The sequence below is a fragment of the Micromonospora andamanensis genome (genome assembly GCF_016863495.1).
GTDB classification, from domain to species: domain Bacteria; phylum Actinomycetota; class Actinomycetes; order Mycobacteriales; family Micromonosporaceae; genus Micromonospora; species Micromonospora andamanensis.
In genome coordinates this window covers 12,051-38,361 of sequence record NZ_BOOZ01000030.1, presented here as the reverse complement: position 1 = coordinate 38,361, position 26,311 = coordinate 12,051, and the positions used below count along the sequence as shown (strand labels likewise).

Genomic DNA, 26,311 nt, shown 5'->3' with positions numbered 1-26,311 from the left:
AACGGAAGGTCGGGCCGGTGAGCGCGATGGTGGGGTCGGCCATCGGGCGGGTCCGCGCGTTGCGGACGGCCGCGGCGCGGATCTCCCTGGCTCCCGTACTGGTCCGGGTGGGGGTCTTCCTCAGCGCCCTTGTCGGGCTGCTGCTGGCGTACCCCGCCGAGGTCGTGGTCGGCGAGGCGCTGGGTCCGCTGGTGGCGGTCGCGGTGCTGCCGGCCCTGATGCCGCGCCGGCTCTGGCCGACCTTCGCCGCGCTGGTCACGGTCGGCGGGTGGCTGCTCGCCACCGAAGGGTACGGCCGGCCTATCGCCTTGTGGCGGCTGATGGCGGTGGCGGCGGCGCTCTACCTGACCCACACGCTCTGCGCCCTGGTGGCGGTGTTGCCGTACGACGCTGTGGTGGACCCGGACGTGATAGTGCGTTGGCTCACCCGTGCCGGCGCGGTGTTGCTCGCCACGTCGGTGCTCGGTGTCCTGCTGCTCGAACTGTCAGCGGTACGGGCCGGCGGCGGTGGTTGGCAGGCGGTCACTTTGGCCGGTCTGCTGCTCGCCGTCGGGGTGACCGCGTTGCTGGCTGGGCTGCTGCGACGCAGGTGATTCGGGGGTTCTCCGGGTCTGCCGGGACAGCTGGTGCCGGCCTGTCGAGGATGCTGCCGGTGGCCGTCGTTACCGCCGTCACAGTCGCGTTGTGCTCGGTCACAGAAGGGGGCCGCGCGCGGGATTACCGCCGTCGGTGGGGGAAAGATGGTAGGCGTGAATCCGAAGCGGATCCTTGTGGTGGGCGCCGGGCATGTCGGTCTCTACGCGGCGCTGCGCCTGTCGAAGAAGCTGAGTTCCCGGGAGGCTGAGGTCGTCGTCGTCGACCCCCAGCCGCACATGACGTACCAGCCGTTCCTGCCGGAGGCTTCGGCGGGAAACATCTCCCCACGACACTCCGTGGTGCCGCTGCGTCGAGAGTTGCGCAGGTGCAAGGTGGTGGCCGGTGCGGTCACCCGGATCGACCACGCGAGAAAGACCGCCACGGTGCAGCCGATCATCGGCCCGCCCCGCGAGATCACCTACGACCACGTGGTGGTCGCCCCCGGCTCGGTCTCCCGGACCCTGCCGATTCCCGGCCTGCACGAGCACGGCATCGGCTTCAAGACCATCGGTGAGGCCATCTATCTGCGTAACCACGTGCTCGAACAGCTCGACGTGGCCGCCGCCACGACCGATCCGGAGGTACGCCGTCGGGCGCTGACCTTCGTCTTCGTCGGTGGCGGGTACGCGGGTATCGAGGCGCTGGCCGAGATGGAGGACATGGCCCGTCACGCGCTCAAGTACTACCCGGAGCTGGACACGTCGGACATGCGGTGGGTGCTCGTCGAGGCCACCCAGCGGGTGCTGCCCGAGGTCGACCGGGACATGGGCGCCTACACGGTGCAGCAGTTGCTGAAGCGGGACATGGACATCCGCCTCGACACCCGGCTGGAGTCCTGCGTCGACGGGGTGGTCAAGCTCTCCGACGGGGACAGCTTCAGCGCGGACACCATCGTCTGGACCGCCGGGGTGAAGCCGTCACCGATGCTGGACGCGACCGACTTCCCTCGCGAGGAGCGGCGTCGGGTCACCTGCCTGCCGACTCTCCAGGTGGTCGACGGTGACCGGGTGGTCGAGGGTGCCTGGAGCGCCGGTGACTGTGCCGCCGTACCTGACCTGACCAAGCCGCCGGGCAACTACTGCTCGCCGAGCGCGCAGCACGCGGTTCGCCAGGCCCAGCGGATGGCCGACAACATCGTCGCCGTGATCCGGGGTCGGGAGCCGGTCCCGTACAAGCACAAGCATGCCGGCAGTGTGGCCAGCCTCGGCCTGCACAAGGGGGTGGCCCAGGTCTACGGCATCAAGATGACCGGCTGGCCGGCCTGGTTCATGCACCGGACGTACCACATGAGCCGGATCCCGTCGTTGAACCGTAAGGTCCGCGTGGTCGTCGACTGGACGCTGGCCTTCGTACTCAAGCGTGAGGTGGTCGCCCTCGGGCAGCTGCACGACCCGCGTGAGGAGTTCGCCGAGGCGTCCCAGCCACCGTCGAAGGTGTGAGTGAGCGGTAGCCCTCTTCTCCGGAGGAGGGCTACCGCGCTTCCCGGACCCGCCAGTACCAGGCGTCGCTCAGTCGGGTCGACGGGCCGTACAGCGCCTCCACCGTCAGCCGCAGACTGTCGGCGTGCGCGGTGCCGGCCGGCAGTACCACGCACGAGGCACCCCAGTGCTCGACGTCGGCCGCCGCCCGGCGGCGCTGCTCGTCCCCGACGACCGGCCGCAGGCCACTGCGGGCCACGTCGGCCAGGAGCGCGGAGGTGGGTCGCGGGGCGACGCCCATCGCCGCGCTGCCGCCCCGGCCGTGCGGGCCGATGAAGAAGCCCTGCGGCATGCTGAACTCGGCGTCGGCGGCGGTCGCCCACGTCATCGGCCAGGGTTCCTTGGGCGTGGCCAGTGGCACCGGCACCAGGACGCCGCCCGGCTCGACACAGGTCCGCCAGTGGCCGGCGGTGATGAACTCCGGAACCGGTGGTCGTTCGGTGGTGGGCAGTGGCGCCGGGACCAGCGGCACCAGCGCCACAGCGACCGCGACCAGGGTCAGTCGGCGGGTACGGCCGGTGGCGCGGAGCGCCCGGTCGACAGCCAGCACGAGGAGCGTCGCCATCAGCGGCGGTACGGCCAGGGCGAACCGCATCGGTAGCGCGCCGTCGACCACCGGCAGGCCGCCGAGCAGTGCGTACGGCCCGGGCAGGCCGGTGCCGTCGCCGTCGAATACCACCTCCGGGCCGAGCGAGAGCGCGCCCATCACCAGGGTGCCGGCGGTGCAGGCCAGCACCAGCGGACGGCGTCCCAGCCAGCAGGCGCAGCCGGCGGTCACCACCAGCAGCGGCCAGCCCACGAAGGTGTTGTACTCGGCCGGGCCGGTGCTCAGCCGGGCGGAACCGTCGTCCCCGACCAGGGAGAGCGGTGAGATCGCCCACCAGCTGCGCAGGTCGGCCGAGAAGTAGTGCGGGCTGAACATGCCGTCGGCGACGCCGAGGGGACCGGCGAACTGGAACCACAGCGGGCGGGCGAGCACCAGCAGGGCCGTCCCGGTGGCGAGCGCCATCGCGCCGACGAAGGCGGGCAGCGCGCGGCGGGCCAGGTCGCGGTCCACGACGATCATCGTCACCGCCATCACCAGCAGGGTGAGCGCGGCCAGGAACAGCACCTCCTCACCGACGAACACCTGGACGGAGACGGCGGCGGCGAGCCCCATCGCGGAGGTGGTCAGCCGTCGCCGGTCCGGAGCGCCGGCCGGCAGTCCGGCGGCCGGCGTGGGACGGGCGGCGGGATCGGCGGCCCGCAGCAGGCGTACCACCAGCCAGACGATCACCGGCAGCAGCCACTGCGCCGTCATGTGCAGGTGGCTGTTGCTCTGGGACACCATCCCCGGAGCGAAGCCGCACAGCGCGCCGCCAAGCGTCGCGGCGGCCCGGCGGGCCCGCAGCGTACGGCTGAAGAGGAGGTACCAGGCGGTCGCGGTGCCGGCGAGGTTCAAAGTCGTCAGCAGGGCGAAGGTGACCGGAGCGCCGAGCAGCAGGGTGACCGGGGCGAACAGCACACCGAGGGCGATGACCGACGTGTTGGCCATCAGGTTGACTCCGACCGGGGCGTTGAGCCGGTCGGTGGACAGACCGAAGTCGCCGAGCAGCGCTCGCGCGTCGACGGCCAGGAACCACTCGTACAGCACCTGGTCCTCGGGATTGAGGGCGAGGAGCAGCCCGCTCGGGTCGGCCCAGAGCCGGTGGGTGAGCGCGCCGGCGAACGCCGCGAAGAAGAGCCCGACCAGCAGGTCGGTCCGGTGCCGGGCGGTGGTCCGGACCAGCCGGGTGAGCCGCCGTGCGGGTACCCGTGCGACGGGGCGATTCGCCTGCGTTGCCCTGTCGTCGGTGGGGGCGATGGGTGCGCGGCTGCTCACGGCCTCGACCCTAGTGGCGGTGCCCGGCGGGGGACGCCGCAGTGCCGACGAACCCGCTACCGTGGCACTGCACCGTGCGTACCGGCACGGCGGTGTCACCCGCCCGGGTGGTGGAAAGGCAGACACGGCCGCCTTAAAAGCGGCTGCCGCAAGGCGTGCGGGTTCGACCCCCGCCCCGGGCACCTGGCACCTGCGACGGGCAGCTCAACCGGGCATCCCGGGCGCGGTAGGCGACCGTGTGGAGGCCGGATTTCAGCCGGGTTCTCCTTGAGTCGGGTGGTCCGTCAGTTCGGCGAGCGGGAAGCAGCCGGCGAACGGGTCGGGGTAGCCGCGCCACGTCTGCTCGCCGTCGGCGAGTTCGGCGTCGGTGAGCAGGCAGCGGGTGAGTCTGCGGTGCAGATCGGCCGGGTCGAGATCCAGACCGACGAAGACGAGGTGCTGGTGCCGGTCGCCGTAGTAGGGGTCCCAGTCGAGGGCGGCGGCGAGCCGGCGGTGGTCGGACGCCTCCGCCCACCTGTCGTCGGGGAGGAAGGCGAGCCAGCGACCCAGCGAACCGAGACTGAGGCCGCCGCCGGCGAAGTCCCAGGCGACGATCGTCTCGGGTTGGCTGGCCAGCCACAGGTGCCCGCGCGAGCGGATGACCTCTTCGTTCACCTTTTCGAGGACGTCGTGCAGCCGCTGGGGGTGAAAGGGGCGGCGGGCCCGGAAGTCAACCGAGACCACCCCGCAGTCCGGGTGCGGTTCGTGCACCCCGAGGACGTGTCCCTCGAGTCCGCGTACTAGCACACCGGGCGTCTCGGGGCGGTGCCGGTGGGTGCGACGTAGCTGGCGGGTCAGCGCCTGCGCGTCGACGACGTCGTCACGCACGTGGACCTGTGTCGCCCAGGGCGTCAGCCGTTCGAGCAGCACCGCCAGCCGACCCGTGTCGTAGTCGCCGTCGGGGGACCGTCCCCACAGCACCAGGGTGTCGGCGTACTCGAGTTGGCGGACGATGACGTCGGCGAGGGACCTGTCGTCGTCATCGGCGGCGTGGATGTCGCGGGACCTGAGGTCGTCGGTGCTGGCGAGCCCGTCGAGCAGGTGCTCGGCGTCGACAACTGTCACATACGAGTCGACGTGCAGCAGGTCGGTGAGCGGCGCGCCGTCGACCAGACAGTGGGTGCAGGCGGCGGCGACCGCCTCCGGCTCGACCACCTCCGGCAGCATCAGGATCAGATCCCGGTCGGGGTACGCACGAGCGAGCCGGGCGAGCGTGGGCAGCACGTCCTGGCGCAAGGTGCAGGAGACGCAGCCGTGGGCCAGCGAGATCCGCTCGTCCTCCAGCACACCGGAACTGTCGCGGACCACCCGCTGCACGCCGCCGACGCGTACGTCGGCCAGGTCGTGGCGGACCAGCAGCAACGCCGGATCGGCGGCGAGCAGGGCACGGGCGACTGCGTACGTCGCTCCCGGCCAGAAACCGCTGAGCACGGTCAACGACGGGCGGACGCCGGCCGCCGTGGTGCCCCAGCCGGCCGGTGCGAGTGGTGACGTCGACATCACAGCCCTCTCGACAGTAGTTGAAAACGGTTGTCATTATAGGCGTACGGTCGCCGAGGGTGTCGAGTGAGGCCCCACGCCGGGGCTCGTGTAAGAATGAAAATCATTATCGTTAACTTCTGATGCTGAACCCTGAGGAGGAGTCGTGTCCCGTCGCTGTGACGTCACCGGCGCTAAGCCGAGCTTCGGCAACGCCGTGTCCCATTCCCATCGGCGCACCCGCCGTCGGTGGAATCCGAATCTGCAGAGCCACCGCTACTGGCTGGCCTCGGAGCGCCGATGGGTCCGGCTGACCCTGACGGCCAAGGCGTTGAAGACGGTGGACCGTAAAGGCATCGACAAGGTCGTGGCGGAGCTGCGTACCCGGGGAGTGTCGGTCTGATGGCCCGGCAGACCGACGTACGCCCGATCGTGCGGCTACGCAGCACCGCCGGCACCGGGTACACGTACGTGACCAGGAAGAACCGCCGTAACGACCCGGATCGGCTGACGCTGCGCAAGTACGATCCGATCGTGCGCCGGCACGTCGAGTTCCGCGAGGCACGCTGAGATGGCGCGGAAGAGTCTGAGCAACCGGCAGGCCCGCCGGGCCGAACTCGTCGCGCGGCATGCCGACCGCCGAGCCGAGCTGAAGCGGGTGATCGCCCACCCGGATACCGACCCGGCCGACCGTGCGGAGGCGGTGCGCGGCCTGGCCCGGCTGCCCCGCGACTCCAGCCCGGTACGGTTGCGCAACCGGGACGCGATCGACGGACGGCCCCGGGGCGTACTGTCCCGGTTCGGTCTCTCCCGGGTCCGCTTCCGGGCCATGGCGCTGCGCGGCGAACTACCCGGGGTCCGCAAAGCCTCGTGGTGACGCCACCCACGCCCCCCAACGGGCACTCTCAGCGTTCGCTCAGCCTTCCGATCACCACTGGGCTGTGCCGGGCGTTTACTCTTGTAGCGCGCGTTGACGTGCCACGACCCCCTTAGGGAGGCCAGACAGTGAAGACTTCGAACCCGGTGCTCGCCCGGCTCGGTCAGGCGGCCGAGCGGGAGCGGGCCGCCGGGTACGCCCCGTCCGGGCCGTACGGACAGCCCGGCTACCCCCAGCAGGCTCCGCCGCAGGCCGGCTACCCCGGCGCGCCGGGCTTCCCGTCGGCCCCGCCGGCGGTTACCCCCATGTCGATCGACGACGTGGTGGTCAAGACGGTCACCCTCCTGGCCATCGTCGGTGTCGCCGCCGCCGCGGCGTGGGCTCTGGTACCCGACGAGCTGCTCGGCGTCGCCTGGATCGGCGCGGCCATCGTCGGCCTGGTGCTCGGCCTGATCATCTCGTTCTCCCGGATGGCGAACCCGGCGCTCGTCGTCGCGTACGCCGTCGTCGAGGGTGTCCTCGTCGGTGCGGTGAGCAAGTTCTTCGAATCGCTGTACGACGGCATCGTGCTCCAGGCGGCGACCGCCACCTTCGGTGTCTTCTTCGTGATGGCCATGCTCTACCGGGCGCGGGTCATCCGGGCGACGCCGAAGTTCGTCAAGGGCATGATCGCGGTGATGGCGGGTCTGTTCGCCGTCATGCTGATCAACCTGGTGCTGGCGCTCTTCGGCGTCAACACCGGCCTGCGTGACGGCAGCCCGCTGGCCATCGGCTTCAGCATCGTCTGCATCGTGGTGGCCTCGCTGAGCTTCATCCTCAGCTTCAAGGAGGTCGAGGACGGCGTCCGGATGGGCCTGCCGCAGCGCTACTCCTGGGTGGCCGCCTTCGGCATCCTGGTCAGCCTGATCTGGCTCTACATCGAGATGCTGCGCCTGCTCAGCTACTTCCAAGGCGACGACTGACCTCGCCGCCCGACGACCGACCGGCGCCCGCCCCACCCGGGGCGGGCGCCGTCGTCTCTCCCCACCCCTCCGCGCCGATCATGCAGTTGTGGCACTGCACAGGGCGGGCGTATGCGGAGGAATCGACGACCACAACTGCATGATCGGCGATCGGTCGGGGGTGGGGCGCGTAGGGTGCGGGGGTGGAGATGGTTGAGGGGGTGGAGGTCGTGCGGGGGGTGGAGTTGTTGGTGCGGCAGGTCAGCCACTGGCAGCAGCCACGATGGTCGGCCGCCGCGTCGGTAGGCAACGTGTCCCGGGCGGATCTGGTGCACCGGCTGGTGCAGGAGATCGCCAACCTCGCCGCGGACGCGGAGGGGCAGCCACGACGAGCCGTACCCCGGCTCGACAACGATCTTGCGGTACCCGACCAGCTCCGGGTGGTCACCGCCGACCTGCTCGCCGCAGACCCGAGCGAGGAGGCCCTGGCCCGGGCCGCCGCCGAGGTGGACGCGACCCGGACGGCGCTGTAGACCTGGCCCACGGATCGGCTGGGTGCCGATCGTGGCGTCAGCTCAGGCGCTCGACGACCATCGCCATGCCCTGCCCGCCGCCGACGCACATGGTCTCCAGGCCGATCGTCTTGTCGTGCCACTGCAGGGCGTTGAGCAGCGTGCCGGTGATCCGGGCGCCGGTCATCCCGAAGGGGTGACCGACGGCGATCGCGCCACCCATCACGTTCAGCTTCTCCTCCGGAATGCCGAGCTGGCGGTACGACGGGATCACCTGGGCGGCGAACGCCTCGTTGATCTCGACAAGGTCCACGTCGTCGATGGTCATGCCGGCGCGTTCGAGCGCCTGCCGGCTCGCCGCCACCGGACCGAGACCCATGATCTCCGGCGACAGCGCTGTGACACCTGTGGAGACGATCCGGGCCAGCGGGGTGATGCCCAACTCCTCGGCCCGTTGGGCGCTCATCACCACCACGGCCGCGGCCCCGTCGTTGAGCGGGCAGCAGTTGCCGGCGGTGATCCGGCCGTCGGGACGGAAGACCGGCTTGAGCGCGGAGACCGCCTCCAGGGTGACCCCGGCCCGGGGGCCGTCGTCGGTGCTGACCACGGTGCCGTCGGGGGTGGTGACCGGGGTGATCTCGCGGGCCCAGAAACCGTCGACGATCGCCTTCTCGGCCAGGTTCTGGCTGCGTACGCCGAAGGCGTCCATGTCCGCGCGGCTCACGTCGTGCACCTGGGCGAGATTCTCGGCGGTCTGCCCCATGGCCAGATAGACGTCGGGCAGGGCGTCCTGCTCGCGCGGGTCGGTCCAGACCGGCGCGCCGGCCTCGGCGCGGGCCTCGGACCGCTTGCGTGCCGGCGCGAAGCGGGGGTTCTCCCAGCGGCCGAGCAGGGCCTGCGCCTCGGGCGGCAGGCCGTCGGAGCTGCCCCGGGCGTACCGGGAGACCATCTCGACACCGGCCGAGACGAAGACGTCGCCCTCACCGGCCCGGATCGCGTGCATGGCCATCCGGGTGGTCTGCAACGAGGAGGCGCAGTAGCGGGTGAGGGTGGCCCCGGGCAGGCCGTCGAGACCCATCAGCACGGCCACCACGCGCGCCATGTTGAAACCCTGCTCGCCGCCGGGCAGGCCGCAGCCGAGATAGAGATCATCGATGTCTCGCGGGTCGAGCTGCGGCACCTTGTCCAGGGCCGCCCGCACGATGGTGGCGGCCAGATCGTCCGGGCGGAGTTCACGTAGGGAGCCCTTGTGGGCCCGGCCGATGGGGGAGCGGGCGGTGGCGACGATGACGGCGTCGCGGGACGACTCAATCGGCATACGGTCACGTTAACTCGCCGGTAACTTGCAGCGGAAGTTTTCCGGCGGCCGGGAAATGTCACCCTGCGCACCCGGACGACAGGCGAGCAGAGACGACAGGTGGAGAGGTGCCGGTCAGCGGCGCGGGGTGACGGCCGCCGCGGCGATCACCGCGGGTAGCAGGGCGTGTGCCCAGACCCGGTAACCGTCGGCGGAGGGGTGGTAGCCGTCGTGACAGAAGGTGCCGGCGTCGGCTCGGAACACCGGGCCGGTCTCGGTGGCGAGGTCGACCACCGTCCCACCGGCGTCGAGCACCGCACCGGTCTGCGCCAGGGCCACGCGTCGCCCCATCCATCCGACGACCTGCCGCAGGGGCGACGCGATCGCGCGTACGGCGCCGAGATCCGGGCAGGTGCCGACCACCACCTCGACGCCGGCCTGCCGCAGCCGGTGCACGGCGGCACCCAGGTAGGCGGCGGCCTCGGTCGGGCGACGCATGCCCGTGACGTCGTTGGCCCCGACCAGGATGACCGCCACGTCGGGTGGCTCGCCGAGCAGCGCCCGGGCGACCTGGGTGGCCAGGTCGGTGGAGCGCGAACCGGAGACGCCGACGCTGGACAGATGCACCCGACGCCCGCCCGGCCCTTCGGCGAGCAGCTCTGCCAACTGCCCGCCGATGGTGTCGCCGAGACGGTCCACACCGACGCCGAGGGCGGAGGAGTCGCCGAGCAGCACCAGGCGCAGCGGCGGGGCGCCGGCACGGCCGACTGTCGCCCGCAGCGCCAGACCGAGCTCCGGCTGGGCGTAGCGGCGGTTACGGGCCACCACGGCCTCGCCGGCCAGCACCGCGGCCCCGCCGAGCGCGCCAGCGAGCAGGGAGAACGCCGCGGTACGGGCGACCCGCACGGCGACCCGGGAGCCAGCAGGCAGGCCGGTCATGGTGCCACCGCCAAGCCGGCGACGGAGCCGTACCGGCCCCTGATCCGCTCGGTCATGAGAATCCCTCCACTGCGGGTGAGTCGACGGTGGGGGCTGGCTGTGGCGTCGTACCGACACCGAAGAGCCCTCGCCGGCGTAGCTGCGCCCAACGGCCGGCCGGACCGCTCTCGCTGCCGCGAACCTGCGTACCGCTGACCTCCGTCCCCGGATGCCGAGCCGCCTCCTGCGCGGCCCTCGGCAAAGACCGTACGCCTTCGAGGCGCGTTGGCGAAGGCCTGCGTTCGGCACCGTGCCCCAGCGCGGAGAGCACCGTCGGCAACAGTGCGGCGGCAGCCGCCGCGTATCCGTCGGCGGAGGGATGGAACCGGTCCCAGGCGAACATCCGCCCCGGCTCGGCGTCGAACCGGGGACCGAGCAGGTCGCCGAGGGAGACCGTCCAGCCGCCGGCCGACACCACAGCGATCGTCTGCGCGGCGGCGAGTTGCCGGCTCCACCGGCGGGCCAACCAGCGCAGCGGCGGTTGGATGGGACGGATCGCGCCCAGGTCCGGGCAGGTCCCGACGACCACCTCGGCACCGGCCGCGCGCAGCGCCCGAACTCCCTCGACGAGATAGCGCACGGCCAGGGCCGGCGGCGTACGGTTGGTGACGTCGTTGCCGCCGATGAGGATGACAGCGACCTCGGGGTCGCACTCCAGGGCCGCCTCGACCTGGAACTTCAGCGCGGCCGAGATGGCACCCACCACGGCGAAGCGGTGCAACCGGACGGGACGCTGGAGTCGTCGGGACAGGCCGGTGGCCAGCAAGGCGCCGGGCGTCTCACGGCGGCGGTGCACCCCGTAGCCGGCGGCCGACGAGTCGCCGAGAATGACCATGGTGATCGCGGGTCCGGGGAACTTCGCGCCGTAGGTGCCGTCGCAGCGTGGTGGCGGTGCCTCGGCCATCGGAATGGTGCGTCGGGCCTGCCGGGCCTGGCCGAGGAGCACACCCGTCCCCGCCGCCGCGGCGGCCACCGTGGCACCCGTGCCGATGGCGGCCAGACGGGCCACCCGCAGGGCGCGCTGCCAGCGCGGACGATCCGGTACGACGGAACCAGCGACCCCCATACCGCGACACTAGCGCGCCCGTCTGACGCCCCGCTGTCGTCGTCACGGCGCTCCGGTGCCTGGAAAACGACCGTGTTGGGTACTTGGATGGACGGTGTTGCGGCGGGGCGTCACGCTGCACGTGGAGAGGAGCACGACGATGGCTAAGACGTTGAAGCGAGGTGCCGCGTTCGTGGCCCTGGCGCGGGCGATGACCGCCGGTGCCCGGGGCGGGCCGTCGCTCGGTGCCCGGATCGGGGCGCTGCCCAGGATGATCGCGGCCACCGCCCGTGGCCAGTACGACGGCGGGCTGCGGCTGGCCATGATGACGGCCGCCACGGCGTACATCGTGTCGCCCGTCGACGTGGTGCCGGAAATGTTCCTCGCCATGTTCGGGCTGATCGACGACGCGGTGATGGTCACCTGGCTGGCCGGTGCGGTGCTCGCCGAGACCGAGCGCTTTCTGGAGTGGGAGGCACGTCGCAGCACCGTGGTCCCCGGCCACGTGGTGCCCTGACCGACGTACCCTGGGCGGGAATTCCACCTGATCCACCCGCCCGGCCTGGCGTGCCGGTGCCGGAGCAGAAGGGTACAACGAGGTGCAGTACTACGACAACGTCGTCGAAATGATCGGCAACACGCCGCTGGTACGGCTACGCAACGTCGCCAAGGGCATCCAGGCGACGGTGCTGGCGAAGGTGGAGTACCTCAACCCCGGCGGGTCGGTGAAGGACCGGATCGCGCTGCGCATGGTGGAGGACGCCGAGGCGGCGGGGATCCTCCGCCCGGGCGGCACCATCGTGGAGCCGACCAGCGGCAACACCGGTGTCGGGCTGGCCCTGGTGGCCCAGCTCAAGGGCTACCGCTGCGTGTTCGTCTGCCCGGACAAGGTCAGCCAGGACAAGCAGGACGTGCTGCGGGCGTACGGCGCGGAGGTGGTGGTCTGCCCGACCGCCGTGGCACCGGAGGACCCCCGCTCGTACTACAACGTCTCCGACCGGCTGGCCCGGGAGATCCCCGGCGCGTGGAAGCCCAACCAGTACGCCAACCCGGCCAACCCGCGCTCGCACTACGAGACGACCGGCCCGGAGCTGTGGAAGCAGACCGAGGGACGGATCACCCACTTCGTGGCCGGGGTGGGTACCGGCGGCACGATCTCCGGCATCGGTCGGTACCTGAAGGAGGCCTCCGGCGGCACCGTCAAGGTCATCGGCGCCGACCCGGAGGGCTCGGTCTACTCCGGCGGGACCGGCCGGCCGTACCTGGTCGAAGGGGTCGGCGAGGACTTCTGGCCGGAGACGTACGACCGGGACGTGGCCGACGAGATCATCGAGGTCTCGGACAAGCAGTCCTTCGAGATGACCCGGCGGCTGGCCCGCGAGGAGGGGCTGCTTGTGGGCGGCTCCTGCGGCATGGCGGCCGTCGCGGCGTTGGAGGTGGCCCGCGCCGCCGGCCCCGACGACGTGATCGTGGTGCTGCTGCCGGACGGTGGCCGGGGCTACCTCTCCAAGATCTTCAACGACGCCTGGATGGCCCGTTACGGCTTCCTCGACGCCTCCGGCTCGGAGCCCACCGTCTCCGAGGCGCTGGCCGGCAAGCCGGGCGGCCTGCCCGAGCTGGTCCACGTGCACCCGACCGAGACGGTCCGCGACGCGGTCGACTACATGCGCGAGTACGGCGTCTCACAGTTGCCGGTGCTGAAGGCCGAGCCGCCGGTGGTGACCGGTGAGGTGGCCGGCTCGATCGCCGAGAAGGATCTGCTCGACGCCCTCTTCACCGGCCAGGCGCAGTTGCACGACACGATCGAGCGGCACATGGCACCCCCGTTGCCGATGATCGGCGGCGGCCAGCCGGTCAGCGAGGCGGTGAACCTGCTGGAGAAGTCCGATGCCGCGCTGGTCCTCATCGACGGCAAGCCCAAGGGCGTCCTGACCCGCCAGGACCTCCTAGCCCACCTAGGCGCCCGCTAACCCCAACCCCCACCCCCAACCCACCCCTGTTGATCATGAGGTTGGCGGCACCGTGGAGATCGAACACTGCCGCTAACCTCATGATCAACACAGCTGAAGCGTTAGAGGGGGCGGGCGTAGCGTAGTTGGGGGGTGGGGGTGGTGCCGATCGTGTCGTCGCGCGTGTGGCCGGTGGGGGACCAGCCGCCGCGTTCGTAGAAATGGCGGGCGTGGGTGTTGTCGCGCAGCACCCAGAGGACCCCGCGGCGCCAGCCGCGGGCCCGCATGCCGGCCAGGGCGTCGACCATCAGCGCCCGGCCGACGCCGCGACCACGCTCGGTCGGCTCCAGGTGAATGGCGTTGAGCAGCCCGGTCGCCGGATCGCCCGCGTCGTCGGGACCGAAGTAGCTGAAGCCGGCAAGCACACCGTCCCGCTCGGCCACGGTCATCACATGGTCGGCCCGCTCCCAGACCCACCGCTCGGCCCAGTAGCGGCCCATCGCCTCCGGCGTCGGGTCGGCAAGCGCCTCCGGCGGCAGGAACGAGGAGTACGCGGCGACCCGCGAACGCTGGTGGAGCTGCCCCACCGCCAGCAGATCGTCAGCGGTCGCGACACGCAGCGTGACAGTCACCCGGCCGAGGGTACCCGCCGGGGCGGCACCTGAACCGTGGCCAGATCCTCGGCGATCACCAGCTCCCCGTCGAAGTGCCGGCGGGCCTCGTCGGCGAAGCGGGCCGGATCGGCGTACCGCTGGGAGAAATGGGTGAGCACGAGTCGGCGTACCCCCGACTCGGCCGCCACCCGGGCGGCCTGGCCGGCGGTGAGGTGCCCGACCTCGGCGGCGAGCGCCGCCTCCGACTCCAGGAACGTCGACTCGATGACCAGCAGGTCGGCGTGCTCGGCGAGGGCGTACACCCCGTCGCAGAGGCCGGTGTCCATCACGAAGGCGAACCGCTGACCCGGTCGACGCACGCTCACCTCGTCGCGAGTGACGCGACGCCCGTCGAGGTCGAGGTGGCCGGTGCGGTGCAGCTCACCGACGGCCGGCCCGGCGATGCCGTACGCGGCAAGCCGCTCCGGCAGCATCCGGCACCCGTCCGGTTCCACAAGCCGATAGCCGTACGTCTCGATGGGGTGCCGCAGCCGCCGCGCCTCGAGCGTCCCGCAGCGCAGCTCGATCCGTTGCCCGTCCGCCTCGATCGGGGTGACGGCCAGCTCGGCGGTCTCGTGGAAGGAACTTGCGTGCCGCAGCCGGGCGAAGTAGTCGGCACCCCCGGCCGGGAAGTGCACCGCCACCGGATGGGACACCCGGTCCAGGGACAGCCGCTGGATGGTGCCGGGCAGGCCGAGGCAGTGGTCGCCGTGGAAGTGGGTGACGCAGATCCGGGTCAGGTCGGTGGCCGTGACGCCGATGTGCAGCAGTTGCCGCTGACTGCCCTCGCCGGGGTCGAAGAGGATCACCTCGTCGTCCCAGCGCAGCACGTACCCGTTGTGGTTGCGGGCCCGGGTGGGCGCCTGGCTCGCCGTGCCGAGCACCACCAGCTCGCGCATGGACACGGCCACCTCCGGTACGGATGAAGCGACCCCCGGGGCTTCCGCGCTGACGCGGGCCGGCTGGACTGGGCCGGCACCCCGGGGGTCGGGTGGCTGTCGTGGTTTCGCCGCACCGCTGCCACACGGTCTCGACGATTCTTACCGTGCCCGTCCCGAGGGACGAGCTGTCACTGTCGAGGACAGCGGCTAGCGGACAGCCACCTCACGAGTCCGATTGCTATACAAGTCTGGACCACCTCCTTTCCCGTGTACCGCCACGCTATCCAGCCGCCGGCCCACCGGCAACGGATTTCGATCACACGGCCGGTCGTCAGGCTGTCAGCCGCTCTGGGCGATGCCGATCGGGCCCTCGCGGGGGCCGTCCGCGTTGGCCGGCTGCACCGCCAGTGACGGGAAGTCCGCCAGGTCGCCCTCCGGCTCGGCGTCCCACTCGGGAAAGACCAGGTCGCTCTGGAGGTAGAGGCAGATCAACTGGGCCAGGTGACGCAGCCCTTCCAGGTGGGTGCGCTCGTGACCGTGGGTGGCGTCGACACCGAAGCCGAGCAGCGCCACCCGGGCGTGCGCCCCCGCCTCCACCGCCGCCGCCACGTCCGAGCGGTAGTAGTCGAAGACGTCCCGGACGAGATCCACGTCGTGTTCCCGGGCGATCGCCGCCAGGTTGCGGGTCAGGTGGTAGTCGAACGGCCCCACCCCGTCGCCCATCGCCAGGGTGGCGGAGTGCTCCCGCGACTGCTGCCCGGGGGCGACCACCGCCGCGTCCACCGAGACGATCTCGGCCACGTCGGGGTCGAGGCCGTGGGACGCGCCGTGGCCGATCTCCTCGGTCACGGTGACCAGCAGGTGCGCGGTCACCGCGGGCTTCACCCCGGCGTCGACCATCGCCTTCATGGCGGTGAGCACCGCCGCCACGCCGGCCTTGTCGTCGAGGTGGCGGGACTTGACGTACCCGCTGGGAGTGACGGTCGGGTTGGGCAGGAACGCGACGAAGTCGCCCGCGTCGATGCCGAGGGCCCGCAGCCCGGCGATGTCCTCGACCGGCTCGTCGACGCGTACCTCGACCTGCTCCCAGCCGAAGCCCTGCAGGTCGACGCCCTCGTTGTAGCGGTGGCCGCTGGCCTTGAGCGGCAGTACCTGACCGGTGACCACCCGATCCAGGTCGTCGGTGAAGATCCGTACGTGCGCGCCCTCGGCGAACCGGGCGCTGTGCGTACCTATCGGCTTCAGCTCCAGCCGGCCGTTCTCCTTCAGCCGCTTGACCATCCCGCCGATGGTGTCGGTGTGTACCACGATGGCCCGGTCCGCGCCGGTTTCGCGGGGTCCGGGCAGGCAGGCGCTCAACGCGCCCCGACGGGTGAGCGTCGACGGGATGCCGAGCGCCGACAGCCGCTCGCCCACGTACTGCTGCACATGGTCGGTGCGCCCCGACGGGCTCGGGATATCGAGCAGCTCGACCAGAACCTGACGGAGATAGTCCAGGTCAATGGGGAGCGGAGTGGTCTTGCGTACGGTCATGCCCCAGATGGTGCCGCACCCGCCGGGGTCCACAGCCGTTGCGGTGCCCGAGTCCCGGGAAAGAGCAGGTCCACGAAGCGTTCGGCGGTGGGCTGCGGCTCGTGGTTGGCCAGCCCGGGCCGCTCGTTGGCCTCGATGAAGACGTGCTCCGGTTGGTCCGGCGCCGGTACCAGCAGGTCGAGCCCGGTGACCGGGATGTCGATGGCGCGGCTGGCGGCGACGCACGCCTCGGCGATGGCCGGGTGCAGCTCTCCGGTCACGTCGTGGATGGTGCCGCCGGTGTGCAGGTTCGCGGTGCGCCGCACGGCCAGCAGTTGGCCTTCGGGCAGTACGTCGTGCAGTTGGAAACCGGCCTCGGTGACCACGTCCCGGGTCATGTCGTCGAGCGGGATGCGGGACTCACCGCCGGTGGCGGCGGCCCGGCGACGGCTCTGCCGCTCGATCAGCTCGGCGATGTCGTGCACCCCGTCGCCGGTGATCGAGGCGGGCCGGCGTACCGCGGCGGCCACCACCTCGTGGTCGATCATGACGACCCGCAGGTCCTCACCGGAGCACAGCTCCTCCAGCAACACCTCGGGGCAGAACCGGGCGGCCAGCTCGACGGCGGCGGCCAGTGCCTCCGGGGTGCGTACGCCCACGGTGATGCCGTTGCCCTGCTCGCCCCGGGCCGGCTTGACCACCACCTGGCCCACCTCGGCCAGGAACTCGGCGTCGGCGGCGTCGCCGGTGGCGGTACGCCCGCGCGGCACCGACAGGCCGGCCTCGGTCAGGATCCGGCGGGTGACCCGCTTGTCGTCGCAGCGGCTCATCGCCACCGCCGAGGTCAGTTCGGACAGCGACTCCCGGGTGAGGATGGTCCGGCCGCCGCTGGTCAGCCGGAGCTCGCCCCACTCCGGGTCGGTCACCTCCACCCGGATGCCCCGCCGCATGGCCTCGTCGGCGACGATCCGCGCGTACGGGTTGAGCCCGTCGTAGCCCACCGGCATGGCCGGCAGGAACAACCGCTCGTTGATCGGGTTCTTCCGCTTCACGCAGAGCGTGGCGGTGCGGTAGAAGCCGAGCCGTTCGTAGAGCCGGATGGCCCCGTTGTTCTCGGCGAGCACGGACAGGTCCACGTACGCGCGGCCCCGGGCGACAAGCCGGGCAGCCAGCTCGGTGATCAGCGCCTGCCCGGTGCCGGGCGGAGCCTGGTTGAAGTCGACGGTCAGGCACCACAGGCTGGCGCCGTTGTCCGGGTCGTCGAAGACCGCCACGTGGTCGATGCCGGTGATGGTGCCGACGATCTCGCCGGTGGCCGCCTCCGCCACCAGGTGCAGGAAACGGTCGGTCGCGGCGTTGTCGACGAGCACGTCGACCGGGGCGGTGACCATGCCGTTGGCCGCGTAGATCCGGTTGACCGCGTCGGCGTCGGCGGCGTCGCGCAACCGGCGGATGCGTACCCCGGGCAGCTCGGTGCGGCCGTCGAGCGGTGCCGGCGTCTCGGCGCTACCGGCCTCCTCGGTGGTGCCGGCACCGGGACGGGGCCCGCGACGGTCCCCGCCGAGCGGCAGCCGGTAGGTGAGCGACGGGTCGATGAACAACTCGTCGGGGAGCCGGGAGACCAGCACGTGCGGATCCCGCAGGTAGATGCAGATGTCCCGAGCGCCGGCCGCCTCGGAGCGCAGCACGTCGGCGACCGCCGACTGGTCGGCGAAGGTCTGGCCGAAGACCAGCCGCCCCCAGCCGCAGTCGACTATGACGTCCGCACCGGTGCTCGGGTGCTCGTCGGTGGTCGGGTCGGCGGTGCCGCCCGTGGCGATCGGATCACCGCCCGGCCCCACCCGCTCGTACCGTCTGCCCGTGCCGCGGCCCCGGTCTGTCCGGGCGACGCCGGTGGCCAGGGTGTCGGTCACGGTCAGTCGATTCCGTGGCTCTGGAGCCACATTTCCAGGAGTCCGAGTTGCCACAGCTTGTTTCCGTTCAACGGGGTCAGTTCGGCGTTCGGGGCGTCGAGCAGGGCGTTGACGTAATCGGCGCGGAACAGGTCGCGGCGGCGGGCCTCGGGCGCGGAAAGCGCGTCGCGTACCCGGTCGAGGAGCTTGCCTTCCAGGTGCGTCAGGCCCGGCACCGGGAAGTAACCCTTGGGCCGGTCGATCACCTCGTGCGGCAGCACGCGGCGGCCGATCTCCTTCAGCACACCCTTGCCACCCTGCGCCAGCTTCAGCTCCGGCGGGCAGGCGGCGGCGAGCTCCACGAACTCGTGATCCAGGAACGGCACCCGGGCCTCCAGCCCGTGCGCCATCGTCATGTTGTCGACCCGCTTGACCGGGTCGTCGGTGAGCATGATCTGCGTGTCGATGCGCAGGCCGGCGTCCACAGCCGTCTGGGCGCCCGGCCGCGCCAGGTGCGCGGCGACGAACTCCCGCGCCGGGTCCCCGTCGGTGAGCCAGTCGGGGTTGAGCACCCGGGCCAGGCCGGCGCCGTCGCGGTCGAAGAAGGCCCGGGCGTACGTGTCGAGGGCCTGTTCCCGGCCGACCTGGGCCAGCGGCGGGTACCAGTGGTAGCCGCCCAGGATCTCGTCGGCGCCCTGGCCGGACTGCACCACCTTGACGTGCCGCGACACCTCCTGGCTGAGCAGGTAGAAGGCGACGCAGTCGTGGCTGACCATGGGTTCGCTCATGGCCGCTACCGCCGCCTCCAGCGGCGGGACCAGATCCTGTGCGGCGACCCGGATCTGGTGGTGGTCGGTGTCGAAGGTCTTGGCGACCACGTCGGAGTAGCGGAACTCGTCACCCTCCCGGCCGCCGACCGCGTCGAAGCCGATGGAGAAGGTGGAGAGCCCGCGCTGCCCCTCCCCGGCCAGCAGGGCGACCACCAGGCTGGAGTCCAGTCCGCCGGAGAGCAGCACACCTACCGGTACGTCGGCGACCATCCGTCGGCGTACGGCGGTGGTGAGCGACTCGTGCAGCGCGTCCTGCCACTCCCGCTCGGACCAGCCGGCGTGCTCGTCCCGGCGCAGGAACGGAGGGTCCCAGTAGACCCGCTCGTGGCTGCGACCGTCGGCCTCGTAGACCCGGACGGTGGCCGGGGGCAGCTTGGTGACGCCGCGCAGGATGGTGCGTGGCGGCGGCACGATGCTGTGGAAGCTGAGGTAGTGACCGAGCGCGACCGGGTCGATTGTGGTGTCCACCCCGCCGCCGGCCACCAGCGCCGGCAGGGTGCTGGCGAAGCGCACCACGCCTGCGGACTCGGCGAGGTAGAGCGGCTTGATGCCGAGCCGGTCCCGGGCCAGCACCAGGCGACCGGTGTCCCGTTCGCTTATCGCCACGGCGAACATGCCGATCAGGTGGTCGACGAAGTCCAGCCCCCACTCGGCGTACGCCTTGACGACGACCTCGCTGTCCCCGGTGGAGAAGAAGTGGTGGCCCTTGGCCTGTAGTTCGGCGCGCAGCTCTCGGTAGTTGTAGATGCAGCCGTTGAAGACGCCGGTCAGGCCCGCGGCGGAGTCGACGATCGGCTGGCCGCTGGCCGCCGAGAGGTCGATGATTTTCAGTCGGCGGTGGCCGAGGGCGACAGCCCCCTGTGACCACACTCCGCTGCCGTCAGGCCCCCGATCGCACATGGTGGCGGCCATCCGTTCCACCGCTGCGACGTCGGCACGCGTCGCGTCCCGTCGGAACTCCCCAGCCAGTCCGCACATGTGAGCCCATGCTGCCAGAGGATGTTGCGATTAGCCTGTTGAGGCTATGACGGTCGTGTAACAGCATTGCTAGAATCCGCGCCCCGTGATCAAGCAGCGGTCATCACGGCCGGGGCGCTGTGCTGTTTCGTGCCCACCTGGTGTCCCTTGCGGCGTTTGCGGGGCAGCGCCGGGTGTGACGAATGCCGCAATACGTACCGCATCAATGTGCTCACGGCTTCGGTGGTCTGGCGCACACACGACGGCCGGCCCGCCGAATCGGCGGGCCGGCCGTCAGGACGCGCGTACCGTGCGTGGCTGCTCAGCCTGCGGTACGTGCCACGCCGACCGGGCAGCTCAGCCCGTTCGGGCCGTGGTTGCAGTACCCGTTCGGGTTCTTGGTCGGGGCGAGGTACTGCTGGTGGTAGTCCTCGGCCAGGTAGTAGTCACCGAGCCGGGCGATCTCCGTGGTGATCTCGCCCTTGCCGGCCCGAGCCACGATCGGCGCGAACGCCTCCCGCGACGCCTCGGCGATCGCCAGCTGCTCGTCCGTGCTGGCGTAGATCGCGGACCGGTACTGGGTGCCCACGTCGTTGCCCTGGCGCATGCCCTGGGTCGGGTCGTGGTTCTCCCAGAAGACCTTCAACAGATCCTCATAGCTGATCTTCGTGGGGTCGTACACCACCTCGACCGCCTCGGTGTGCCCGGTCATCCCGGAGCAGACCTCCTCGTAGGTCGGGTTCGGGGTGTAACCACCCGCATAACCCGCGGACGTGGTGAAGACGCCGGGCAAGGTCCAGAACAGGCGCTCGGCCCCCCAGAAACACCCCATACCGAACACGGCGACCTGGTAACCCTCGGGGAACGGGCCCTTCAACGGGGTCCCGAGCACCTCGTGCCGGTCGGCCACCGGCATCGCGATGGGACGGCCCGACAGGGCCTGGTCGGGTGAGATCATCTCGGCCTTCAAGCGGCGGAGGAACACGGTGGGACTCCTTTCGTACCCTTCCCCGCGTGCAACACCGGCGGACCCCGCTTCCTTACCCGCCCCACCGCCGCTCAGGCCGGCTCACCCCGCCAGGGCCGTGTGGATGCGGTCGGCGTAGGACGCGGCCTCGGCGTCGTCGGCATAGCGGGTACGCGGCCAGAAGAAGCCACGTAGCCCGTCGCCCTTCGTCCTGGGCACCACATGGGTGTGCAGGTGCGGCACCGACTGGGACACCCTGTTGTTCATCGCCACGAACGTGCCGCCGGCACCCAGACCGGACTCGACAGCCACCGCGATCCGCCGCACCAACCCGAAGTAGCCGGCGAGGGATGCCGGCGGCAGATCGGCGAGGGTGACCAGATGGGTGCGGGGCACCACGAGCACATGGCCCTTGAACACCGGCCGGGTGTCCAGGAACGCCACCCCGTCCGGCTCGTCGGTCACCCGGAACGCCGGCACCTCCCCGGCCACGATCCCGCAGAACACACACCCCGCCACGGTCAGGAAACGAGCTCGGGAAGCCGACGTTCCCAGATCGCGACCAGGCGCCTTGAGGCGAGCCGCTTGATCCGGGGCCAGTCGTGCCGCAGCAACTCCGCGTTGACATAGCGCACGATGCGGGATGGAAGGCTCTTGGTCGAGGTCACCCAGCCAGTATCACTCAGCGGTCCGACAGGGCTCCGGAGGCGAGCCGGGTTGGGTTCCAGTCGATTCGGCAAGCGGGGCGACTAACGTCTGCGGGATGACCCACGGCTTCGAGACGCTCGCCATCCATGCCGGCCAGGACCCCGAGGCCCGCACCGGCGCGGTGATCCCACCGATCTACCAGACCAGCACGTACGCCCAGGACGCGGTCGGCGCGCCGCGACTCGGCTACGAGTACAGCCGCTCCGGCAACCCCACCCGGGACGCGCTCCAGGAGTGCCTGGCCGCGCTGGAGGCCGGCCAGGTCGGCCTGGCCTTCGCGAGCGGCCTCGCCGCCGAGGACACCCTGCTGCGTACCGTCTGCGGACCGGGTGACCACGTGGTGATCCCCGACGACGCCTACGGCGGCACGTACCGGCTCTTCGCCAAGGTCGCCGAGCGGTGGGGGTTGGCGTACACCCCGGCCAAGGTCTCCGACGCGGACGCCGTGCGGGCCGCGATCCGGCCCGGCGTCACGACTGTGGTCTGGGTGGAGACCCCGACGAACCCGCTGCTCGGCATCGCCGACATCGCCACCCTCGCTTCCGTGGCGCACGACGCCGGGGCGCTGCTGGTGGTCGACAACACCTTCGCCTCGCCGTACCTGCAACAGCCGATCACCCTCGGCGCGGACGTGGTGGTGCACTCGACCACCAAGTACGTCGGTGGGCACTCCGACGTGGTCGGTGGTGCGCTGGTGGCTGCCGACGCCGAGCTCGGCGAGCGGTTGCGCTACCACCAGAACGCGATGGGCGCGATCAACGGCCCGTTCGACGCCTGGCTGACCCTGCGCGGCATCAAGACCCTCGGGGTACGGATGGACCGGCACTGCGACAACGCCGAGCGGATCGCGGCGTACCTGGACGGGCACGCCAAGGTCGGTCAGGTGCTCTACCCGGGGCTGCCGACGCACCCCGGTCACGAGGTGGCGGCCAAGCAGATGCGCCGGTTCGGCGGCATGATCTCCTTCCGCGCCGCCGGGGGCGAGGAGCACGCCGTCGAGACCTGCAACCGGGCCCGACTCTTCGTGCTCGCCGAGTCCCTCGGTGGGGTGGAATCCCTGATCGAGCACCCGGGCCGGATGACACACGCGAGTGCTGCCGGCTCGCCGCTTGAAGTTCCCTCCGATCTCGTGCGACTGTCTGTCGGCATCGAGACGGTCGAAGACCTGCTCGCCGATCTGGAGCAGGCGCTGGGCTGACCGCTGGCTTGGGAGGGTGGCCGTGCAGGACATCATGCCGACCTGGGTCGGCGCGACCGCCAAACAGATCGCCCGAGGCGTACGCCGGGGTGACGTCTCCGCCACCCAGGTGCTTGCCGACCACCTCGACCACGTCGCCAAGGCCGACGTCGACCTCGCCGCGTTCCGCGCGGTACGCGGCGGGGAGGCGGTCACCGAGGCGGAGAAGGTCGACGAGCAGGAGGATCTGGGTAACCTGCCGCTGGCCGGGGTGCCGGTGGCGGTCAAGGAGAACACTCCGGTCGCCGGTGTGCCCACCTGGAACGGCTCGGCCGCCGTGCGTACCGCCGTGGCGGAGGCCGACCACGAGGTGGTCCGTCGACTACGTGGCGCCGGCGCGGTGATCCTCGGCGTCACCCGGATGCCCGAGCTGGGCCTGTGGGGCCTCACCGACGACGAGACGGCCGTCACCCGCAACCCCTGGGACCTGTCCCGCACCCCCGGCGGGTCCTCAGGTGGCGCGGCCGCGGCGGTGGCCGCCGGACTGGTACCCATCGCCCACGGCAACGACGGCCTCGGCTCGATCCGCATTCCCGCCGCCTGCTGCGGGCTGGTCGGCCTGAAGCCCGGTCGCGGTGTGGTGCCCTGCCAGCTCGGTGCGGAGGACTGGTTCGGCCTGGCCGAACACGGCATGCTCAGCACCACTGTCGCCGACGCGGCGGTCGGCTTCCAGGTGCTCGCCGGCCGGGCCCAGAGCAAGCTCGTCCCACCACAGCGGCTGCGGGTCGGCGTGTCACTGCGATCGCCCGTGCGGGGTGTCTCACCGGACGCGCCGAACCGGGACGCGGTCGCCGCCGCCGGACGGTTGCTCGCCGGTGCCGGGCACGACACCGTGCCGGCCGATCCGGTCTACCCGACCGCGCTGGGCCTCAAGGGCATCGCCACCTGGTTCGCCGCCGCAGCGGCGGACGTGCGCGCCGCCGGGGTCGACAGGCGTGCCCTGCAACGCCGCAGCCGTCGGCACGTGGCGCTCGGCGAGTGGGCCTGGCGGCGTGGGTACGTCCGGGAGGCCGACCGGCTGGCCTGGCGCGAGCGGTCGATCGGCTTCTTCACCGATCACTCGGTGGACCTGCTGCTCACCCCGGCCCTGGCCAGCGCGCCGCCGCTGGCCGCCAACTGGTCGACCCGATCCTGGCAGGCGAACATGCTGGCCAGCATCAGGTACGCGCCGTACGCGGCGCCGTGGAACGTCGCCGGCCTGCCCGCCCTGGTGGTACCGGTGGGTCGCCGCCCGGACGGGCTGCCGCTGGCCGTGCAACTTGTCGGCCCACCCGGCTCGGAGCTGCTGCTGCTCGGCGTCGCCGGTCAGTTCGAGATGGCCAGCCCGTGGTCTCGGCACGCCCCCGGTTACCCACGCGTCGGAACGGGGTCGCCGGCCAACGCGTGATCATCTACGCTCCCGGTGCCATCACACGGGAGGTCGGCCGACTATGCGCTGCCACACCTGCGACGCCGACAACGATGTACGCACCGGGGAATGCCAGATCTGCCGTACGCCTGTCGGGTCGCCGGCTCTGCGTCCGGGCGTCCGGGTACGCCCGGTCCAGGGTGTCGGTCGGGCCGCGTCGGTCGCCGTGGCCGCGACCACCCTGTTCCTGCTGCTGACGGTGGCGGTGCAGCCGGTCAACGCGGTGCTCGCCGGGCGGGCGGCCGACTCCGGGGACGGCGAGGGTTTCCTGCTCACCGCGGGGATGCTGGAACTGGCGGCGGCCCTGCTGTACCAGGTCGCGTTCCTGGCCGCGGTGGTGCTCGTCATCGTCTGGACCTGGCGGGCCCGGATGAACCTGGACGCCTTCCCGGGTGTCGGGCCCACCAACTCCGCCGGCTGGGCGATAGCCGGGTGGCTGGTGCCGTTGGTCAACTTCGTGATGCCGCACCGGGTGGTGGCCACCATCGCCCGGGAGAGTCTCTGGCGGCCGAACACCCCGGTGCTGGTGCACCTGTGGTGGGGAGCCTGGCTTGTGTTCCTCTTCGCGGAGCGGTTCATCGCGCGCTCGGCAGCCGAGTACGAGGCGCTGCCGGTCCCGCAGACCTCGGCGGACTTCCAGGCGTACGCCGACCACTACGTGTCGGCGACCGGCGAGTACCTGGTGCCGGCGGTGTTCGGTGTGGTGGCCGGGGGGTCGCTTGTCGTGCTGATCCAGAGCATCTCCGCAGCCCAGACCGCGCGGATCGCGCGGTCGATGCCGACCGGCCCGATCCTGCCCGGCATGACCATCGCGGCACCCGCGGGAACGGCTGCGGCAGCGCAGGCCGGGCCGGGTCCGGTGTCCCTGATCGCGCCGGCCCAGCCGCCGACCACGGACCGGCCGGGTGGCACGATCTAGGCATGACGGAACTGGTCAGCCTGGACGACGTGCGTGCGGCACGGGAACTGCTCGACGGAGTCGTCCGTACCACTCCGCTGGAGCCGTCCCGCCCGCTCAGCGCCGCGCTCGGCGGACCGGTCTGGCTCAAGTGCGAGAACCTCCAGCGGGCCGGGTCGTACAAGGTGCGCGGCGCGTACGTGCGGATCTCGCGGTTGTCGGCCGAGGAACGCGCCCGGGGCGTGGTGGCGGCCAGCGCCGGCAACCACGCGCAGGGTGTGGCGCTCGCCGCCGGGCTGGTGGGCACCCACGCCACCGTGTTCATGCCGGTGAACGCGCCGCTGCCGAAGGTGGCGGCGACGAAGGGGTACGGCGCTCAGGTCGAGCTGGTCGGTGCCACTGTCGACGAGTCACTTGTCGCGGCGCAGACGTTCGCGGAGCGTACCGGGGCAGTGCTGATCCATCCGTTCGACCACCGGGACGTGATCGCCGGGCAGGGCACCGTGGCTCTGGAGATCCTGGAGCAGTGCCCGGAGGTGACCACGATCGTCACCGGCGTTGGCGGGGGAGGGCTGATCTCCGGGCTGGCGGTGGCGGCCAAGGCGCTCCGGCCGGACGTGCGGGTGATCGGGGTGCAGGCGGCCGGCGCGGCGGCCTTCCCGCCGTCACTTGTCGCGGGAGAACCGGTCCGGCTGCCGGTGTTCACCACCATCGCGGACGGCATCGCTGTGGGCAGGCCGGGTGACGTCACCTTCACCCACGTCCGCAAACTCGTGGACGACGTGGTCACCGTCACCGAGGAGGACATCTCCCGAGCCCTGCTGATGCTGCTCGAACGCGGCAAGCAGGTGGTCGAGCCGGCCGGTGCGGTCGGCGTGGCCGCCCTGCTGGCCGGTGCGGTCGAGGTGACCGCGCCAGTGGTGGTGGTGCTCTCCGGTGGCAACATCGACCCGCTGCTGATGCTGCGCGTGATCGAGCACGGGCTGGCGGCGGCGGGCCGCTACCTGCGGGTGACGGTGCGCTGCTCGGACCGGCCGGGACAGTTGGCCTCGCTGTTGAGCGAGATCGCCGAGCACCGGGCGAACGTGGTGGACGTGGTGCACCAGCGGGCCAATCCGCACCTGCGCCTGGGTGAGGTCGAGGTGGCCCTGTCGGTGGAGACCCGTGGTGTCGAACACTCCGACATGCTGATCAGCGCCCTGCGGGCCAGCGGCTACCAGGTGACGATCGCACCAGAGGCGTGACGCGGCAGCGTCACGCCTCTGGTCGAACGGTT

26 protein-coding genes and 1 tRNA gene are annotated in these 26,311 nt (G+C 71.4%); 14 read left to right on the top strand and 13 right to left on the bottom strand.

Annotation, left to right across the window (positions count from 1 at the left end):
• Positions 1 to 29: 29 nt before the first annotated feature.
• The gene (locus Van01_RS23145) at positions 30 to 593 is read left to right on the top strand and encodes a hypothetical protein (RefSeq protein WP_373306285.1); all 564 of its coding nucleotides are present in this window, start codon (positions 30 to 32) and stop codon (positions 591 to 593) included.
• Positions 594 to 749: 156 nt separating this feature from the next.
• A complete protein-coding gene (locus tag Van01_RS23140) occupies positions 750 to 2,075 on the top strand; it encodes an NAD(P)/FAD-dependent oxidoreductase (RefSeq protein WP_204011399.1) in 1,326 nt (441 codons plus the stop codon).
• A 31-nt stretch (positions 2,076 to 2,106) separates the two neighbouring features.
• On the opposite strand, the gene Van01_RS23135 is transcribed toward Van01_RS23140, so the two are convergent.
• Positions 2,107 to 3,975 carry a hypothetical protein gene (locus tag Van01_RS23135; RefSeq protein ID WP_239099242.1) on the bottom strand — a complete coding sequence of 623 codons (1,869 nt, stop codon included), beginning with the start codon at positions 3,973 to 3,975 and terminating at the stop codon, positions 2,107 to 2,109.
• A gap of 101 nt (positions 3,976 to 4,076) precedes the next feature.
• Between Van01_RS23135 and Van01_RS23130 the strand changes: the two genes are divergently transcribed.
• Positions 4,077 to 4,157: transfer RNA gene (locus Van01_RS23130), tRNA-Leu, on the top strand.
• Positions 4,158 to 4,227: 70 nt separating this feature from the next.
• On the opposite strand, the gene Van01_RS23125 is transcribed toward Van01_RS23130, so the two are convergent.
• Positions 4,228 to 5,514, bottom strand: coding sequence for a CobW family GTP-binding protein (locus tag Van01_RS23125; protein WP_204011397.1), 1,287 nt, complete (start codon positions 5,512 to 5,514; stop codon positions 4,228 to 4,230).
• A 145-nt stretch (positions 5,515 to 5,659) separates the two neighbouring features.
• Between Van01_RS23125 and rpmB the strand changes: the two genes are divergently transcribed.
• The 5 genes from rpmB (at position 5,660) to Van01_RS23100 (ending at position 7,844) form a co-directional block, all read left to right on the top strand.
• Entirely contained in the window at positions 5,660 to 5,896 is a 237-nt protein-coding gene (gene rpmB / locus Van01_RS23120) for a 50S ribosomal protein L28 (RefSeq protein WP_204011395.1), read from the top strand.
• Positions 5,896 to 6,063 (top strand): 50S ribosomal protein L33, encoded by a 168-nt coding sequence (rpmG, locus tag Van01_RS23115; RefSeq protein ID WP_093410686.1) that lies wholly within the window; start codon positions 5,896 to 5,898, stop codon positions 6,061 to 6,063. The genes rpmB and rpmG overlap by 1 nt, the downstream gene beginning before the upstream one ends.
• A 1-nt stretch (position 6,064) precedes the next feature.
• Entirely contained in the window at positions 6,065 to 6,370 is a 306-nt protein-coding gene (gene rpsN, locus Van01_RS23110; RefSeq protein WP_204011394.1) for a 30S ribosomal protein S14, read from the top strand.
• Positions 6,371 to 6,498: 128 nt separating this feature from the next.
• Positions 6,499 to 7,332, top strand: coding sequence for a Bax inhibitor-1/YccA family protein (locus tag Van01_RS23105; protein ID WP_204011381.1), 834 nt, complete (start codon positions 6,499 to 6,501; stop codon positions 7,330 to 7,332).
• A gap of 188 nt (positions 7,333 to 7,520) precedes the next feature.
• A complete protein-coding gene (locus tag Van01_RS23100) occupies positions 7,521 to 7,844 on the top strand; it encodes a hypothetical protein (protein WP_204011403.1) in 324 nt (107 codons plus the stop codon).
• 37 nt (positions 7,845 to 7,881) lie between these two features.
• Here Van01_RS23100 and Van01_RS23095 read toward each other — a convergent pair whose 3' ends face one another.
• The 3 genes from Van01_RS23095 to Van01_RS23085 form a co-directional block, all read right to left on the bottom strand.
• The gene (locus Van01_RS23095; protein ID WP_204011372.1) at positions 7,882 to 9,141 is read right to left on the bottom strand and encodes an acetyl-CoA C-acetyltransferase; all 1,260 of its coding nucleotides are present in this window, start codon (positions 9,139 to 9,141) and stop codon (positions 7,882 to 7,884) included.
• 114 nt (positions 9,142 to 9,255) lie between these two features.
• Positions 9,256 to 10,059 (bottom strand): SGNH/GDSL hydrolase family protein, encoded by an 804-nt coding sequence (locus tag Van01_RS23090; protein WP_204011370.1) that lies wholly within the window; start codon positions 10,057 to 10,059, stop codon positions 9,256 to 9,258.
• Between the two features lie 52 nt (positions 10,060 to 10,111).
• A complete protein-coding gene (locus Van01_RS23085; protein WP_204011368.1) occupies positions 10,112 to 11,164 on the bottom strand; it encodes an SGNH/GDSL hydrolase family protein in 1,053 nt (350 codons plus the stop codon).
• A 139-nt stretch (positions 11,165 to 11,303) separates the two neighbouring features.
• Between Van01_RS23085 and Van01_RS23080 the strand changes: the two genes are divergently transcribed.
• Together Van01_RS23080 and Van01_RS23075 are read left to right on the top strand one after the other, a co-directional pair.
• Complete coding sequence (locus Van01_RS23080) at positions 11,304 to 11,660, top strand: YkvA family protein (protein ID WP_099852240.1); 357 nt, start codon at positions 11,304 to 11,306, stop codon at positions 11,658 to 11,660.
• Between the two features lie 82 nt (positions 11,661 to 11,742).
• A complete protein-coding gene (locus tag Van01_RS23075) occupies positions 11,743 to 13,113 on the top strand; it encodes a cystathionine beta-synthase (protein WP_204011366.1) in 1,371 nt (456 codons plus the stop codon).
• 101 nt (positions 13,114 to 13,214) lie between these two features.
• On the opposite strand, the gene Van01_RS23070 is transcribed toward Van01_RS23075, so the two are convergent.
• The 8 genes from Van01_RS23070 to Van01_RS23035 form a co-directional block, all read right to left on the bottom strand.
• Complete coding sequence (locus tag Van01_RS23070) at positions 13,215 to 13,724, bottom strand: GNAT family N-acetyltransferase (RefSeq protein ID WP_204011364.1); 510 nt, start codon at positions 13,722 to 13,724, stop codon at positions 13,215 to 13,217.
• Positions 13,721 to 14,650, bottom strand: coding sequence for a ribonuclease Z (locus tag Van01_RS23065; RefSeq protein ID WP_204011361.1), 930 nt, complete (start codon positions 14,648 to 14,650; stop codon positions 13,721 to 13,723). Before Van01_RS23065 ends, Van01_RS23070 begins: the two co-directional genes overlap by 4 nt.
• A gap of 315 nt (positions 14,651 to 14,965) precedes the next feature.
• The gene (locus Van01_RS23060) at positions 14,966 to 16,159 is read right to left on the bottom strand and encodes an osmoprotectant NAGGN system M42 family peptidase (protein WP_204011359.1); all 1,194 of its coding nucleotides are present in this window, start codon (positions 16,157 to 16,159) and stop codon (positions 14,966 to 14,968) included.
• Positions 16,156 to 18,051, bottom strand: a complete 1,896-nt coding sequence (gene ngg / locus Van01_RS23055) for an N-acetylglutaminylglutamine synthetase (protein WP_204011357.1) — start codon at positions 18,049 to 18,051, stop codon at positions 16,156 to 16,158. The genes Van01_RS23060 and ngg overlap by 4 nt, the downstream gene beginning before the upstream one ends.
• Positions 18,052 to 18,053: 2 nt before the next feature.
• Entirely contained in the window at positions 18,054 to 19,838 is a 1,785-nt protein-coding gene (locus Van01_RS23050) for an N-acetylglutaminylglutamine amidotransferase (protein WP_204011346.1), read from the bottom strand.
• A gap of 301 nt (positions 19,839 to 20,139) precedes the next feature.
• Complete coding sequence (gene msrA, locus Van01_RS23045) at positions 20,140 to 20,802, bottom strand: peptide-methionine (S)-S-oxide reductase MsrA (RefSeq protein ID WP_204011343.1); 663 nt, start codon at positions 20,800 to 20,802, stop codon at positions 20,140 to 20,142.
• Positions 20,803 to 20,886: 84 nt separating this feature from the next.
• A complete protein-coding gene (locus tag Van01_RS23040; RefSeq protein ID WP_204011341.1) occupies positions 20,887 to 21,303 on the bottom strand; it encodes an HIT family protein in 417 nt (138 codons plus the stop codon).
• Positions 21,304 to 21,305: 2 nt separating this feature from the next.
• Entirely contained in the window at positions 21,306 to 21,452 is a 147-nt protein-coding gene (locus tag Van01_RS23035) for a hypothetical protein (protein ID WP_204011338.1), read from the bottom strand.
• 95 nt (positions 21,453 to 21,547) lie between these two features.
• On the opposite strand from Van01_RS23035, the gene Van01_RS23030 reads away from it, so the two are divergent.
• Genes Van01_RS23030 through ilvA form a run of 4 tightly spaced genes read left to right on the top strand, consistent with a single transcriptional unit; the run spans position 21,548 to position 26,279 of the window.
• On the top strand, positions 21,548 to 22,690 hold the full coding sequence (locus Van01_RS23030; RefSeq protein ID WP_204011336.1) for a cystathionine gamma-synthase: 1,143 nt from the start codon (positions 21,548 to 21,550) through the stop codon (positions 22,688 to 22,690).
• A 16-nt stretch (positions 22,691 to 22,706) separates the two neighbouring features.
• Positions 22,707 to 24,116: an amidase gene (locus Van01_RS23025; protein ID WP_204011334.1), complete on the top strand. Its 1,410-nt coding sequence runs from the start codon at positions 22,707 to 22,709 to the stop codon at positions 24,114 to 24,116.
• A gap of 43 nt (positions 24,117 to 24,159) precedes the next feature.
• Positions 24,160 to 25,056, top strand: a complete 897-nt coding sequence (locus tag Van01_RS23020; RefSeq protein WP_204011332.1) for a DUF4328 domain-containing protein — start codon at positions 24,160 to 24,162, stop codon at positions 25,054 to 25,056.
• 2 nt (positions 25,057 to 25,058) lie between these two features.
• Positions 25,059 to 26,279 (top strand): threonine ammonia-lyase, encoded by a 1,221-nt coding sequence (gene ilvA / locus Van01_RS23015; protein WP_204011330.1) that lies wholly within the window; start codon positions 25,059 to 25,061, stop codon positions 26,277 to 26,279.
• The last annotated feature ends 32 nt before the right edge of the window (positions 26,280 to 26,311 follow it).